Origin of the sequence: Candidatus Pantoea floridensis, from assembly GCF_900215435.1 — a bacterium.
Taxonomy (GTDB): domain Bacteria; phylum Pseudomonadota; class Gammaproteobacteria; order Enterobacterales; family Enterobacteriaceae; genus Pantoea; species Pantoea floridensis.
Map to the genome: position 1 here is coordinate 3,841,434 of NZ_OCMY01000001.1, position 15,126 is coordinate 3,856,559.

Below are 15,126 nucleotides of genomic sequence, written 5' to 3' on the forward strand. Positions count from 1 at the left end.
TGCTGTCACTGCGGGCGCGGTGCGGATAATTCATTTGATTGCAGCGGGTATGCGTTTTATTTATATTGCGACATCGATCGGTGGAGAAAGTGGGCAGGGAAAGATGGCGAAAAATGCGAGTCAGGAACTGACAAACTTGATGCAAATCAGAGCCTTTTGTCAGGTGGTAGCACAGGGAAGTGTCTCTCGTGCGGCAGATGAATTATTTCGCACCCAGTCGGCGATTACGCGCGCCATTCGCGACCTTGAAGTCACGTTAGGCGTCACGCTGTTTGAGCGCCACGCTGGCGGCATGATGCTGACTGACTTCGGCAAATGTGTACTGCCGCGCGCCTTACGCGCGATTGAGGAGTTGCATCAGGTACCGCAGCGCCTGGCTAAACTGCAGGGGCGTGGCGCACAGCGTAGCGATGCCGAACCGCTGTGGTTGTTCAACGTGCGGCGCCTGCAAATTTTTATCACCTTATGTCAGACACGACATATGCAGACGGTGGCGACGCGTCTCGAACTCAGCCAACCTGCAGTGAGTGCCGCACTGCGCGTGCTGGAAAATGGAGCAGGTATCGCGCTGCTGGAACGCACGCCACAAGGCATGATGCCTTCACTCGCTGGACGGGAAATCGAGCCTAACGTGCGACGTGCGCTGAATGAACTGCGCCATATTCCGGCTGATATTGCCGCGCGTAGTGGGATTCTGGAGGGGACAGTGCGCGTCGGTGCCTTGCCGCTGGGTCGCACGCGGATATTGCCGCAGGCGATCGTGATGCTGACGGCGCGTTATCCGGGGGTTCGCGTGGTGACCAGTGAAAGCGCCTTTGGCGTGCTGGCCGCGGAAATGCGCTCCGGCGATGTTGATTTTATCTTTGGTGCGCTGCGTCGCGATGAAGAGGCGTTAGACGTTACGCGAGAAACACTGTTCTCAGAGCGTATGGTGTTGTTGGCGCGCCACGATCATCCGCTGGTGGGACGTGAGATTGCTACCGACGATCTGCGCGCTGCGCGTTGGGTGTTGCCGCGTTCGGCAACGCCAGCGCGCTATCTGCTGAATAACAGTTTCCAGGCGATGAGCATTCCGGCGCCGGATCCGGTGGTGGAAACCGGCGATCTGGCACTGGTGCGTGGCTTGCTGCTGCAGTCCGACATGCTGGCGGCCGTCTCCGCCCATCAGCTGGAAGTTGAGCTGGCCTCCGGCGCGCTGGTGGCGTTGCCGGTGCCGTTGCCGGATACCGAACGCGCCATCGGGCTGACGGTGCGTGCAGGCTGCCTGCACTCTCCGGCAGCGGATGCGTTGATCCGCTGCCTGCGTGAAGTGTGCGGGCAGGGTGAATAGTCAGCTTACGCGCGCCGCTTCCATCAACGCATAGCGGTAGCCGCGTATACCGTAGCCGCAGATCACACCCTGCGCCACGTCCGAAAGATAGGAGTGGTGACGAAAGGGTTCACGTTTGTGCACGTTGGTAATGTGCACTTCCCATAGCGGCAGCGCCACGCCGGTAACGGCATCGCGGATCGCTACCGAGGTGTGCGTCCATGCCGCCGGATTGATCACCAGCGCCTGCGCCTGTAGGCGCGCCTGCTGTATCCACTCGATCATTTCACCTTCGTGGTTGGTCTGACGAAACTCAATCGCCACGCCGAGCTCTTCCGCCGTTGCGCGGCATAGCGCTTCCACGCTTTGCAGCGTGTCGGAGCCGTAGGTTTCCGGCTCGCGGGTGCCCAGTAAATTGAGGTTCGGGCCGTTCAAAACATAGATGGTTCTCATCGTGACTCCTGTAATTCAGTAAAACCAAACAGCCGCTGCGGCGTGTGCCACAGCACCTGACGGCGGCTCTTTTCATCGGGGATCAGCTGTTCGATGAGCAGCAGTTGCGTGCCCATATCCATGCGTTCAGTAGCGCGCAGGAAGGGCCAGTCCGAGCCCCACATGCAGTGTTCCGCGCCGAAAGCGTCCAGCAAAGCCAGCAAATAAGGATGACCATCGCTAAAGGGATACGGCTGGCGGGTGAATTTCGCCAGCCCGGAGAGCTTGACGCTGGTGCGTTGCTGACCGGCCAGCGACAGCAGCGCCTGAAACGCCGGTTGTGCTAAGCCTGCGCCCACATCCGGCCGACCCGAATGGTCAATCAGCAGGCGCGTGCGGGTGCGTGACAGTAGCGGCATCAGTGCCAGTAGCTGGTCGTTTTGCACCTGGATTTGAGCAAACAGATCCAGCTCCGCTAGCCTGCCCATCAGGCCATCCAGCTGAATAAACGGTTCGGTGCCCAACATCGCCACGTTAAGCGCTACACCGACAATGCCCTGTGATTTCAGGCAGGCGAGCGTATCGCTATCCACATCACGCGGCGTAACCGCAATGCCCTTAAAACGGCCTTCACCGCGTTTGATGGTATCCAACAGGCAGCGGTTGTCGGTGTTGTAACCCGAGGTTGGACCGACAATCAGCGAGTGGCGGATGTTGTAGGCCTGCATCACGGCGCGATAGTAATCCGGCGTTGCCAGCTCGTGCCCGTCTGGGTTATAGGCGCTTTCGGGCGCCCAGGGAAAGTTTTTAGGGTCAAAAACGTGGTGATGGCAGTCGATGACCGGTTGCGTAAACATCAGTCTGCTTTCCCCGCCACCGAATAGAGCACTTGTTGATTGCGCGTCTGCTGGAACTGCTCCAGCGTTTCGCCACGCATCGCCGAGTAGATATGCAGGTTAGAGACGCCAACCACCGCGCCGAGTTTTTCCAGCAGGAAGAAACTGACGCCATAATGGATCATGCCGCGCCAGTCGAGCTGGGTGATGAGTGCTTGCTCTTCAGCGGTTAAACCCGCTTCCTGATACAGCGCCTGCGGGGCTTCGCGGAACCGCTTACGCCATTCAGGTTGAATCATGCGGTGCAGGAAGCGGTTGATTCGCAGCGCTTTCAGGCTGCGCGCCTGGGTAAAGGGATAGGTGCCTGGCAGTTTTTCCACACCGCTCAGCTGCAGATTAATCTTGTCGCGCTGGCGCTGATGTACATCTACCGGTGCCTCACGCGACTGGTTTTCGAGGATTAGCGTGGCGATGCCGGTCATCGAAGGCAGATAATAGTCCTGATGCAACTTCTCGACGTTAGCCGACAGCGCACCGCGCATGATCAGCCACATAATCACTTCCGCACCTTCCAGACCGCCGAGCGTGGCGTATTCCGCCAGAGTGATTTCGGTCAGGCGTTCAGGATCGTTGATCAGCAGATCGATAAACTGCGCATCCCATTCTGGATTATTGAAGCCGCAGCGCTCGCCGTGCACCTGATGAGAAACGCCACCGGTCGCCACCACCGCAACCTTCAGATCCTCCGGGAAACTCTCCACTGCGCGTTTCAGCGCCTGACCCAATTTATAGCAACGGCGCGCCGTTGGAATCGGGAACTGTAAAACGCCCACCGCCAGCGGAACCACCTGCATTGGCCAGCCGCCTTGCCACGGTGCCAGCGCCGAAAGCGGAGAAAATAGCCCGTGATCCAGTGCTTTGTCCTGGAAGAATGACATATCGAACTCATCGGCCATCAGGCTGGCACCAATATGCTGCGACAGCGCCGCATGGCCTTTTACCGGCGGCAAATCGCGCGGTCCGCCACCTTCATCTGCGACGGCATATTCATCATCAATGCCCAGTACAAAGGCCGAGTAGTGATCGAAAAAGAACGAGGTAACGTGATCGTTAAACACATACAGCAGCACATCCGGTTTCTTCTCTTCCAGCCAGCGCTGCATCGGCGCAAAGCCATCGAATATTGGCGCCCATGCGCCTTCCTGCTGTTTGTTGTGATCGACCGCGAAGCCAATGGTGGGGGTATGAGAAACTGCCAGACCGCCTATGATTTTAGCCATGAGTTGTGACCTCTATTTCATCGATTATTCAGGGTACGCGACAGGGACGGCAGGTCATTAAGGTCGATGCCTTTGACCTGACGCGTCACCTGCGCAGGGTGATGTCGGGTGATGGAGAGTGCCGCCAAAACTGCCGGGAGCGACAAAACGATAAAAATAGCGGTTTGCCCAGGAAAAACGCCGAGCAGCACGCCGCCCAGAGAAGAGCTGATAATGGCACCGCTACGGCCAATACCGTGCATCCAGCACACGCCAGTGGCACGCATTTCGGTGGGGTAGAATGCGGGAGAAAATGCCTGCAATCCGGTTTGCGCCCCGTTGATGCAAATACCCGCCATGAATACCAGCAGTGCCAGCACCGTAGGACCAAAGCCCCAGATTCCCTGCGATACCAGGCAGAAACTGCCCAGCAGATAGAACAGAGCAATCACGTATTTAGCTTTAAAACGATCCATCAACCCGCCTACCAGCAGGCCGCCAACCGTTCCGCCCAGCTGGAATAAGCCGGCAACAATCGCTGCGCGCTCCAGCGTCACGCCGCCGGACCGCATAATGGTCGGCAACCAGCCGTTGAGCAGGTAGATGACAAACAGTCCCATAAAATAGGTCAGCCACAACACCAGCGTACCGCCGGCATAACCACGGCTGAACAGTTGTAGCACCTGGGCTTTCTTCGGGATCACCGGGGCATTAAGAACGAAGGCGGTCCCTACCGCGAACTCACCACCGAGGCGTTTAAGCACGGCGGCAATTTTGTCCCGACTGACTTTGCGTACCACCATATACATGGCCGATTCAGGTAACAGCCACAGCAGGAGGGGCAACATCAGCAGTGGCAGCAGGCCGCCAAAGCCCAATACCGCTTGCCAGCCATAGTGCGGCAACATGCCGGCAGCAATAAAACCACCCAGGCCGGAACCAATATTAAAGCCGCTGTACATTACGGTGATCATCAGGCTGCGGCGGCGTTCCGGCATGTATTCCGACACGAGGGTGACGCAGTTTGGCATGACCGCCCCGAGACCGAGGCCGGTGAGAAAACGTAACGCGCCCATTTCCAGCGGCGTACGAGCGAAAGCGCTCATCAGGCTAAAGCAGGCAAAGACAGCGATTGACAGCAGCAGCACCCTTTTACGGCCGAATTTGTCGGACCACGGGCCGGCGATCAGCGCACCGATTGCCACGCCAAACATGGCGGCGCCAAGAATCGGCCCCATTTCCGCATGACTAATGCCCCAATCCTCAATCAGGGCTGGTGCAATGAACCCCATTGCTGCCGCGTCATAGCCATCAAACATGATGATGATGAAACACAGGGCAAGGGTCAGCCACTGGTATCCGGTGATCGGGCGGGCGTCGATCCAGCCTTTTACATCGATAATGTCGTGATTGCTCATAGGATACGCTCTGATTTTTTTATTAATAACATCGCTGGGTTAAACCTTTTATCTGCGCTAATTGACATTAACGGCATCACTTTAACCCGACGGCAGGGAGAGTTATTATTATTTTTTGCTGTTAAAACAGCTTGTTAAATGTATTTTTGTTTCGGGTTCGATTACCAAATTAGGGGGGCTGAGTAGGTTTGTCTGCCATAAAATGGTTATCAAGGTATGAGTTTTGTTTATTTGGTGAGCTGCGTCGTAAATTTTCAAATCCGCGGATTCAGGAAAAAAAGCCGTAAGAGGATGGAGAGAACGCAGACGAAAAAGCGTGGTGAGATCGGTGGACTATGGGTGAAAAAGGGCGGGCATCAGCGTAGGAAATAGGCGACGAGAATGAAAACGAAAGGGGATGGATAGACGTGTAAGTAAGCGGAGAATGCCCGAGGCATGCTCCGCCTGAAGATATTACATACGTTCGACGGTTTTAATGCCCAGCGTATCGAGGCCTTGTTTCAGCGTCTTTGCAGTTAACGCGGCGAGCTGCAATCGGCTGTGACGGATATTCTCATCCTCAGCCGAAAGAATCGGGCAGTGTTCATAGAAGCCGGAGAATTGACCCGCCAGTTCATACAGGTAAGCACACATCACGTGTGGTGTACCGTCGCGCGCCACCTGAGTAATCACTTCTTCGAACTGCAGCAGACGCGTTGCCAGCTGCGCTTCACGCTCTTCGGTCAGCACGATGTCGCCGCTCAGGCTATCGGCATCAATACCCGCTTTGCGGAATACTGACAGCACGCGCGTATAGGCATACTGCATATAGGGCGCGGTATTACCCTCAAAGGCCAGCATGTTGTCCCAATCGAAGATGTAATCGGTGGTGCGGCTTTTCGACAAATCGGCATATTTTACTGCGCCGATACCGACCACTTCTGACAGATCTTTCAGCTCTTGCGCTGACATCTCTGGATTCTTCTCACTCACCAGCGCATGCGCACGTTCCACTGCTTCGTCCAGCAGATCGGCCAGGCGAATGGTGCCACCGCTGCGGGTTTTGAACGGACGGCCATCTTTGCCCAGCATCATGCCAAACGCATGGTGTTCAAGCGGGACGGATTCCGGCACGTAGCCAGCTTTGCGCACGATGGTCCAAGCTTGCTGCAAATGCTGATGCTGGCGCGAATCAATGTAGTAAAGCACGCGATCGGCATGCAGCGTTTCGTAACGGTATTTAGCACAGGCGATATCGGTGGTGGTATAGAGATAGCCGCCATCTTTCTTCTGGATGATCACGCCCATCGGTTCACCTTCCTTGTTTTTGAACTCATCAAGGAAAACCACGGTGGCGCCTTCGCTGGTCACTGCCAGACCTTTTTCACGCAGGTCGGCGACAATACCCGGCAACATATCGTTGTACAGGCTTTCACCCATCACATCATTACGTGACAGGGTCACATTAAGGCGGTCATAAACCAATTGATTCTGGCTCATAGTGATATCAACCAGTTTCTTCCACATACTGCGGCAATATTCATCACCGCCTTGCAGTTTCACTACGTAGTTGCGTGCGCGCTCGGCAAAGGCTTCGTCCGCGTCGTAAGTCACTTTAGCTTCGCGATAAAAGGCTTCTAAATCGGCCAGCGCGATCGCTTCATGATTCTCGTTCTGCTGCTTTTCCAGATAGGCGATCAGCATGCCAAACTGCGTGCCCCAATCACCTACGTGGTTGGCACGGATAACGTGATGTCCGAGAAACTCCAGCGTGCGCACGGCTGCATCACCAATGATGGTGGAGCGCACGTGGCCCACGTGCATCTGTTTCGCCACATTGGGCGCGGAGTAGTCAATCACGATAGTTTGTGGTTTAACGGTGCTCACACCCAAACGTGGCAACTGCAACGCCTGGGCGGTTTGCCCGGCTAACCACTGACGATCAAGGAAGATATTGATAAAACCGGGGCCGGCAATTTCAACTTTGCTGGCGATACCGGTGAGATCCAGATGCTGAATCACCTGCTCAGCCAGTTGTCGCGGTGCCTGACCAAGCTTTTTCGCCACGGCCATGATACCGTTTGCCTGATAATCACCGAACTGCACCTTCGCAGACTGACGAACCTGAGGTTCGCAATCGGCAGGCGCACCCGCCGCTACCATTGCCTGACTGACTTTGTCGGAAAGAAGAGCCTGAATATTCACCGCGTTACCTTCATATGCTGAAAAGGCCCGCCAGCAGGCGGCGAGCCGATGTCGTCATCCCACAACTGTACGGCGGGACGGAAAAATAAGAGGGGAAGTATACGTGAAATGTTAAGTTGCGTCAGCTTTTCGGTATGCTATGAGTGGCCACGTCGGACCTCCAGCGCCGATTAACGGCGCCGTGAGTGACGACGAGGATTTTTAACAGTTTTGTCTTCACGGGCCTTCCAGTGGCGGGAAATTGCAAATCCCATTAGTGCAATCAGGACCGCGACAACAATGAGCATAGACATAAGGCCGTTCCTTGTAGTGGTGAAACACAAATTTATAAGAAAGGGTAGCAAGCTGCAATTGTTTGGAACTTAAATAAGACTTATCTCATTGTATTAACTATTATTAAGAATAACAGTGGGTTAGGTCACTTTCATAAAGTAACTACTGGACCTGTTTTAACGATAAATCTGAAATGAATGGGCTATTTATGCTGTTTTAGGGCATTTCTTCACTGAAATCGGATGAATCCGACAATTTTGTCAAGTGGAATCAACACTTATCAAATTTCATATTGATTAATAAACGTGAACTGATATTGAGGTAATGGCGTGATGCAGACCCACTTTCCGCAGGAACTGGATGACTTAGAACAAGACCTGATGCGTTTTGCACAATCTCTTGAACATTTTGCTGAACGTTTAGGCATTAATCTGGCGGAACATGAAGCCGATCATGTGGCGGTGCGCTGCCACCAATTTGCGACAGCGGAACGCTGGAAAGCCGGATTTTTGCAAATGGGGCACCAGTTTTCACAGGCAATTATTAATGGGCGTCCAATCTGCCTGTTTAAACTGCATCAGCCGCTAAACCTGGCCGGCTGGCAAGTCGATGTGATTGAACTGCCGTGGCCGGGCGAGAAACTCTATCGCCATGAAGGGTGGGAGCATGTGGAGATTGTGCTGCGCGGCGATCCGGAATCGCTGGGTAAGCGTGCGATGGCCTTGCTTTCCGATGAGGCTTTGACGCAGCCTGGCATCTCCTTCAAGACCAGTGCGCCAAAAGGGGAAAACGAGCGCTTGCCCAACCCGACGCTGGCCGTTACGGACGGGCAAACCACCATTAAGTTTCATCCCTGGCGATTAGAGGAGATCGTTGCCAGCGAACAGGATTAACCGCGCGCAGCGACCGCATGCTGCAAACGTGTTACCGCCTGCTCAAGCGTGACGCGGGTGCAGCCAAAGTTAAAACGCACAAAGCGATCATCACCAAAATCGCCGCCAGGTGAAAAGCCCAGCCCATGCTGTTCAAAGTAAAGCGCGGGAGTGTCGACAGCGAGTCGACTGGCGTCGATCCAGCCGAGATAGGTTGCTTCCGGCGCAGTCATGCGCAGTGCTGGCAGGGCATTGACCTGTGCCACCAACCGATCGCGATTAGCGCGTAAATAATCGAGCTGGGCAGTCAGCCACGCCTCGCCATCCCGCCACGCAGCCTCTGCCGCCACGAGCGCCAGGATATCAACGCCTGGCACAATCCCTTCACGGACCTGCTTAAAGCGTTGTCTTAATTCGCGGTTGGGAATGATCGCCAGTGATGCGCCTAATCCTGCGATATTGAAGCTTTTTGACGGGGAAATCAGGGTAATACTGCGCTGTGCCGCATCCTCACTCAGCGTCGCGAATGGAATATGGTGCACGTCCGGTGATAACAATAAATCGCAATGAATTTCATCGGAGCAAACAATCAAATCATGCTGCTGAGCAAACGCCAGCTGCGCCTCAAGCTCATCCCGACGATAAACCGTGCCACATGGATTATGTGGATTGCATAACATCAGCAGGCGTTCATTTCCCTGCATGGTGCTGGTGTTGAGATCCATGACCCATCGATCGCCCTGCAGATGCATGGGTAGGTTCACCTGCGTGCGCTCGGCCAATTGTGCAGCGGTACGAAAAGGGGGATAAATCGGCGTGGGAGCAACGGTAGACTGGCCAGACTCTGTGAACGCGCGGACCGAAAGATTTAAACCGCATACGACGCCCGGCAGCAACACCAGCCAGTCGGGCTGAATATGCCAGTTGTAGCGCTGCGCTAAGCGGGAAATAGTGATATCAATCAATCCGTCTGGCGCTGCGCCGTAGCCAAATACGCCATGATCCGCACGCTTTTTAATCGCCTCAATCACGGCAGGTGGAGACCTGAAATCCGTGTCAGCCACCCATAACGGCAACACATCGCGATCGCCATATTTGTGCCATTTCAAACTATCGCTGTGACGACGGTCTATCCATTGATCAAAATCGAATGCCATTGTGCGAGTTCCACGTAAACTATCCAATTAAGCAGATTAACTGAAGCATTCCTCCCGAGCCAGAAGTCATGAAAGGAGCATGGTATGACGAAACTGGAAATTTGTTGCTACGGCATCGATTGTGCAATGACTGCGCAGCAATCCGGTGCCGATCGCGTGGAGCTGTGTAGTGCGCCGCGCGAAGGTGGGTTGACGCCTTCAGCTGGCGTGTTGGAAGCGGCACGCCGTGAAATTTCGATCCCGGTTCATCCTATTGTCCGTCCGCGCGGTGGCGATTTTTGTTACACCCCGCGAGAGTTTGAGACGATGAAATCTGATGTCTCACTAATGCGTGAATTGGGTTTTCCGGGATTGGTTATAGGCATGCTGGATGAAGATGCGCATGTCGATATTGCCCGTATGCAGCAGATTATGGCGCTGTGTGATGGCATGGCGGTGACGTTTCATCGCGCCTTTGATTTATGCCACAGCCCTAAACGTTCGCTAGAAGTGCTGGCTGATTTAGGCATCGCGCGTATTCTGACTTCCGGCCAGCAACAGAGTGCCGAAGCAGGAATTGCATTATTACGGGAACTAAATGAGCACAGCACAGGTCCGATTATTATGGCCGGTGCGGGCGTACGCTTGAGCAATATTCAGAAGTTTATCGACAGTGGATTGCAGGAAGTCCACAGCTCCGCCAGCCGCTTAGTCGCTTCGCCGATGCGCTACCGTAAAGCCGGTGTTTCAATGTGCTCCGAAGCGGAAACCGATGAATTCAGCCGCTACTGCGTTGATGGTGATGTCGTTGAAGCCATGAAAAGCATGACGCAGTTAACCACCGTCCGGGTAGCCTGAATCCGCACCAGTTTTGCCGCGCAGCACGCCAGTTCACATGACGTGATGTTTGCAAGTACCAACCCCAGCATTTTTGCTGGGGTTCTTTTTGTCTATCCCCTTCATACTTCAGGCTACAGATGGGTTGGCGGCGTGCGTTCCTGTCGTTCGAATTTTTTGGGAAAGATTTCAAGTCGTAATAGCGTGTTCCAGCAAATGATGCTTTGATTACTTATGGCTTCGTACGGATAACCTTCATGAAATCCTTCCCTTGTGCCGTTTTAGTGCTGCTTATTCCTTACTGTGGTATCGCGCTGGCGGCAAGTTCCGCGTGTCCGCCGCTGAGTAAAAATATCACCAGCAGTAACAATTGGATTATGCTGGGTGGCGATGCCAAAGGTGCGGTGCGTCAAGTGGTGGCCGGCGAGTTTGGCAAAGATGTTAATTCGCAAAAGCGCGTGCTCGGTCAGTTTAATCAGTGCGGCGATTTGATGGTGGCCGATATCTCCTATGACAAAAATGAAGGCAACGTTTTACTGACCATGGAACAGCATATCGCCCGCGTGCAGCGAGGCTGGGTGGCGGAATATGCTTATCTGGTCAAAGTCATCAAGGCTGGTCAGGAAGAAGTTGTAGATAACCGGCAGGGCACCATTAGCTGGCAAATCGGACAGCACGGCAACATTGTCAGCTCCTCCGATAAATTTACCAGCATGGGCAAAGAGGGCTTTACCGACACGACATATCGCTATGACAAACAGCTCCGCGTTGAAAAAAGCGTGGCGCGCGGTAGCGACAGCATGAGCAACGGCGAAAACAGCTGGCGCTGGAATCCGCAGGGATTGGTCATTTCATCCACCAGCGCACGCAGCAAAGATACCTACAGTTATGACAACCAGTGGCGGGAACTGCGCCTGAATGGCACCTCGACAACGCCGGTTAGCACGCTGCGCTCGGTGGACGAATGCCAGCTGTGGGATGAGGTGGGCAACTGTACATTGAGCTATCTGCATGAAACCGAAGTGTTTGCCAAAGGCACCATTGAACGCCATCTTAGCTCAGCCTATAAATATCAATACTGGAACTCGCCAGGCGAATCAGCTGCCCAAGATTAACGCCAAACACACCAATTTAACATTAAGGCAATGAACAAGGGCCGCGTAGTAAAGCTTCCAGCGCATGGACAAAAACGCCGGGAGCGTTTTTGAACAATGCGAAGCGTTGGCCCACGAAGTGGGCGAGCCTCATGGATGAGGCGAGTAACCGCTGGCAGAGTCCACAGGGATGTGTCCACGACGTCTTTACGCAGCGGCCCTTGTTCTTTGCCTGAAACGCACCGGACAAACCTATGACCCTGATCCTTTCATTCCTCTTTGCCATCACCATTCTGACGCTCACACCCGGCTTTGATACTGCGCTGGTACTGCGTTCCGCCGCCGCGCAAGGCTGGAAACGCGCCTCGGTAACGGCGCTGGGCGTCACGCTCGGCTGTTTGGTGTGGGGCGTTGCGGTGGGACTGGGTTTGGGTGCGCTGCTGCTGGCCTCGGAAATGGCTTATAACCTGCTGAAATGGATCGGTGCGGCGTATCTGCTTTATCTTGGCGTCAAACTGTTGATCAATCCGCGCACGCAGGCGGAAGTAGGGCAGCGCGCGCAGAGTAAAGAACAACGTTATTTCGCCTGCTTCACGCGCGGATTATTCGGCAACCTGCTTAACCCCAAGGTCGGCGTATTCTATGTCACCTTCCTGCCGCAGTTCATTCCGGCAGGCGCATCGGTGCCGCTGTGGTGCACGCTAATGGCGTTGACGCACATGATGATTGGTCTGGTGTGGAATGCCGTGCTGATTGGTGGCAGCCAGTACTTCGCGGCGCATCTGCGTCGTCCTGCGGTACTGAAAGTGATGGATCGCCTGACTGGCTGCGTATTTATTGGCTTTGCCGCGAAGCTGGCGCTGTCGCGGCGTTAAGCTTTACGGTTTGCGGGCCACTAGTACGGCGCGCAGCGGCGCGGGATAACCTTCGACCGTTTTGCTGCTGTCGTTAGGATCAAGGAATTCGGCCAGCGATTCGCTGGTCATCCAGCTGGTGCGTCGCTGCTCTTCCACCGAGGTCACCGCATAATCGGCAATGCGCACATCCACAAATCCGCATTTTTCCAGCCAGCTCTTCAGCGCGGCGGCAGAAGGAATAAAGTAAACATTACGCATCTGCGCATAACGTTCACCCGGCACCAGCACCGCGTTCTCGTCGCCTTCAATCACCAGCGTTTCCAGCACCAGCTCGCCGTCATTGACCAACTGATTTTTCAACTGCATAAGGTGATCGAGTGGCGAACGACGATGATAAAGTACGCCCATCGAAAATACGGTATCAAACGCCTGTAACGCTGGCAGTTGTTCAATGCCCAGCGGCAGCAAATGCGCACGACGATCGTCGCCCAGCAGCTTACGTACCGCTTCGAACTGACACAAAAACAGCTGCATAGGGTCGATACCCACCACCAGTTTCGCCCCAGCACCGATCATGCGCCACATGTGATAGCCGCTGCCACACCCGACATCGAGTATCGTGCGATGCTGCAAAGGAGAAATGTGCGGCAACACGCGATCCCATTTCCAGTCAGAACGCCATTCGGTATCGATCGCGGTACCGTACAGCGAATAAGGACCTTTGCGCCACGGCATCAAATTGCGCAGCAAATTTTCAATACCCAGACGTTGACGATCGGTCAGATCGTTGGCATCCGCGCTCACGCTGTGCAGTAAATCCAGCTTGTGCGGTGCAAGCAGGGGGAGATAATCAACCGATTTCTCCCAATCGCGGAATTTACCGTGCAGGTTTTCACGCTGCCATGCGGCAACTTGCGCAGGTAAGACTTCCAGCCAGCTGGCGAGCGGGCCGGTGGCAATTTGCTGATAAAAACGGCCAAACTCAATCATTTCAACGCCACCAACGAACCAAAATTAAAACACTGGAACCATAACTCTGCATGTTTGAAACCGGCGGTTTTCAGGCGCGCTTTATGCGCCTCCACGCTGTCGGTCAGCATCACGTTTTCCAGCATGCTGCGTTTCTGGCTGATCTCCAGCTCGCTGTAGCCGTTCGCGCGCTTAAAATCGTGATGCATGTTGAACAGCAGTTCACCTACGTCAGCATCTTCAAAACTGAACTTCTCAGACAGCACCAGGGCGCCACCCGGATTCAGACCGTTAACGATTTTCTTTAATAATTCGAGACGGGCGGGCGGCTCAAGAAACTGCAGGGTAAAATTCAGCACCACCAGCGAAGCATTCTCGATATGAATATCCTGAATATCCGCTTCGATCACCTGAACCGGCGTGTCGGCTCGGAAGGCGTCGATATGACGGCGGCAGCGTTCCACCATCGCCGGAGAATTATCCACGGCAATAATTTGGCAGCCTGGCACATGAATATTGCGGCGCACCGACAGCGTGGCTGCGCCCAGCGAACAGCCGAGATCGTAAACCTGGCTATTCGGCTGTACAAAGCGTTCTGCCAGCATGCCAATCATCGAAATGATGTTGGAATAACCCGGCACCGAGCGCTGAATCATATCGGGAAAAACTTCAGCTACGCGCTCGTCAAAGGTCCAGTCGCCCAGCTTATCAATGGGCGCGGAAAATAGCGTATCGCGATCAGACATAATGAAAAGTCCGGAGAGAAATCGGAAAGGGCGCTATTTTGGCAGAAACTGCCGCACGCTGCACGTTGTAGTGTTGAGTTTAGAATAGCGTCGATTGTTGCGGCCAGTCAGGTAGATTGCGCAGTGTCGGCTCCAGCTGCTGCAATTGCGGCCACAGCGCCTGAACCAGCGGAAACACGTCGCCCATGTCTGGTGTATGAATAAACAGCATGGGATCGCTCTCTTTTTGCCATGCTTGCAGCTTACTGCGCCACGGCTGAAACAGGGGCACGCTCTCCGCCACGCTATCACTGCCAATGAAGCGCACCATAGGTTGCGATCCGGTACGCACAGCATGTGGCGGCACGCGCGGTTTTTGCGATCGCGCCTGCACCGCTGCGACAGACTGCGAGTTTGAGGCATGCACCGGGCGACTATCGAGCATCACCCGATTAATCCTACGATCCAGCAAACCGCGATTCAGCGCGCGTTCGGCCTCACCTTTGGCAAAAAACGCCTGATGACGCACTTCCACGCCATAGTGAAAACTGCGCGGCAAGCTATCCAAAAAGAACCATAAATCACCTAGCTGCGCGGGAGAGAATGCCGCGGGCAGTTGCAACCAATATTGACCGATACGGTTACTCAGCGGATCGAGCAGGCGGAAAAACGCCGTCAGCAATTCATCACAGTTACGCAGGCCAGATTGGTGACTGATGCTCTCGGGAAATTTGAAGCAGAAGCGGAAGTCATCGTGGGTCATATCCCGCCAGCGCATCACCACTTCCGGCTTCGGCAAAGCATAAAGTGTGGTATTGCCTTCCACGCAGCCAAACAGCTGTGCGTAATCGGCCAGCGTCTCTAAACCGAACTGTTTCCAGCGCGCGTGCTGCCATTGTGGTAAGCCAATGCGAAGTGTCAAACG

Annotated in this window: 14 protein-coding genes; 5 read left to right on the top strand and 9 right to left on the bottom strand. The window is 54.6% G+C overall.

Annotation, left to right across the window (positions count from 1 at the left end; translation table 11 throughout):
- Positions 1 to 103: 103 nt before the first annotated feature.
- Positions 104 to 1,330 (top strand): LysR family transcriptional regulator, encoded by a 1,227-nt coding sequence (locus tag CRO19_RS17940; protein ID WP_097097699.1) that lies wholly within the window; start codon positions 104 to 106, stop codon positions 1,328 to 1,330.
- Here the strand turns inward: CRO19_RS17940 and aroQ are convergent, their stop codons facing one another.
- From aroQ to argS, 5 genes are all read right to left on the bottom strand, one after another.
- Positions 1,331 to 1,762, bottom strand: a complete 432-nt coding sequence (gene aroQ / locus CRO19_RS17945) for a type II 3-dehydroquinate dehydratase (RefSeq protein ID WP_097097054.1) — start codon at positions 1,760 to 1,762, stop codon at positions 1,331 to 1,333.
- Positions 1,759 to 2,598 carry an amidohydrolase family protein gene (locus CRO19_RS17950; RefSeq protein WP_097097055.1) on the bottom strand — a complete coding sequence of 280 codons (840 nt, stop codon included), beginning with the start codon at positions 2,596 to 2,598 and terminating at the stop codon, positions 1,759 to 1,761. Before CRO19_RS17950 ends, aroQ begins: the two co-directional genes overlap by 4 nt.
- The gene (locus tag CRO19_RS17955) at positions 2,598 to 3,857 is read right to left on the bottom strand and encodes a gallate dioxygenase (protein WP_097097056.1); all 1,260 of its coding nucleotides are present in this window, start codon (positions 3,855 to 3,857) and stop codon (positions 2,598 to 2,600) included. The genes CRO19_RS17950 and CRO19_RS17955 overlap by 1 nt, the downstream gene beginning before the upstream one ends.
- Before the next feature lie 17 nt (positions 3,858 to 3,874).
- On the bottom strand, positions 3,875 to 5,254 hold the full coding sequence (locus CRO19_RS17960; RefSeq protein WP_097097057.1) for an MFS transporter: 1,380 nt from the start codon (positions 5,252 to 5,254) through the stop codon (positions 3,875 to 3,877).
- Between the two features lie 453 nt (positions 5,255 to 5,707).
- Positions 5,708 to 7,438, bottom strand: coding sequence for an arginine--tRNA ligase (gene argS, locus CRO19_RS17965; protein WP_097097058.1), 1,731 nt, complete (start codon positions 7,436 to 7,438; stop codon positions 5,708 to 5,710).
- 605 nt (positions 7,439 to 8,043) lie between these two features.
- Here argS and CRO19_RS17970 point away from each other — a divergent pair.
- Complete coding sequence (locus CRO19_RS17970) at positions 8,044 to 8,604, top strand: VOC family protein (RefSeq protein ID WP_097097059.1); 561 nt, start codon at positions 8,044 to 8,046, stop codon at positions 8,602 to 8,604.
- Here CRO19_RS17970 and CRO19_RS17975 read toward each other — a convergent pair.
- On the bottom strand, positions 8,601 to 9,740 hold the full coding sequence (locus tag CRO19_RS17975; protein WP_097097060.1) for a MalY/PatB family protein: 1,140 nt from the start codon (positions 9,738 to 9,740) through the stop codon (positions 8,601 to 8,603). The genes CRO19_RS17970 and CRO19_RS17975 overlap by 4 nt on opposite strands.
- Before the next feature lie 84 nt (positions 9,741 to 9,824).
- On the opposite strand from CRO19_RS17975, the gene cutC reads away from it, so the two are divergent.
- The 3 genes from cutC (at position 9,825) to CRO19_RS17990 (ending at position 12,525) form a co-directional block, all read left to right on the top strand.
- Complete coding sequence (gene cutC / locus CRO19_RS17980) at positions 9,825 to 10,577, top strand: copper homeostasis protein CutC (protein WP_097097061.1); 753 nt, start codon at positions 9,825 to 9,827, stop codon at positions 10,575 to 10,577.
- Positions 10,578 to 10,813: 236 nt separating this feature from the next.
- Entirely contained in the window at positions 10,814 to 11,671 is an 858-nt protein-coding gene (locus CRO19_RS17985) for a hypothetical protein (RefSeq protein WP_097097062.1), read from the top strand.
- A gap of 233 nt (positions 11,672 to 11,904) precedes the next feature.
- Entirely contained in the window at positions 11,905 to 12,525 is a 621-nt protein-coding gene (locus CRO19_RS17990; protein WP_097097063.1) for a LysE family translocator, read from the top strand.
- Between the two features lie 3 nt (positions 12,526 to 12,528).
- On the opposite strand, the gene cmoB is transcribed toward CRO19_RS17990, so the two are convergent.
- The 3 genes from cmoB to CRO19_RS18005 all read right to left on the bottom strand — a co-directional run bounded on the left by cmoB (position 12,529) and on the right by CRO19_RS18005 (position 15,123).
- Positions 12,529 to 13,497, bottom strand: a complete 969-nt coding sequence (gene cmoB, locus CRO19_RS17995) for a tRNA 5-methoxyuridine(34)/uridine 5-oxyacetic acid(34) synthase CmoB (RefSeq protein WP_097097064.1) — start codon at positions 13,495 to 13,497, stop codon at positions 12,529 to 12,531.
- The gene (gene cmoA / locus CRO19_RS18000; protein ID WP_097097065.1) at positions 13,494 to 14,222 is read right to left on the bottom strand and encodes a carboxy-S-adenosyl-L-methionine synthase CmoA; all 729 of its coding nucleotides are present in this window, start codon (positions 14,220 to 14,222) and stop codon (positions 13,494 to 13,496) included. The genes cmoB and cmoA overlap by 4 nt, the downstream gene beginning before the upstream one ends.
- A 79-nt stretch (positions 14,223 to 14,301) precedes the next feature.
- A complete protein-coding gene (locus CRO19_RS18005) occupies positions 14,302 to 15,123 on the bottom strand; it encodes a DUF72 domain-containing protein (RefSeq protein ID WP_097097066.1) in 822 nt (273 codons plus the stop codon).
- Positions 15,124 to 15,126 lie beyond the last annotated feature (3 nt).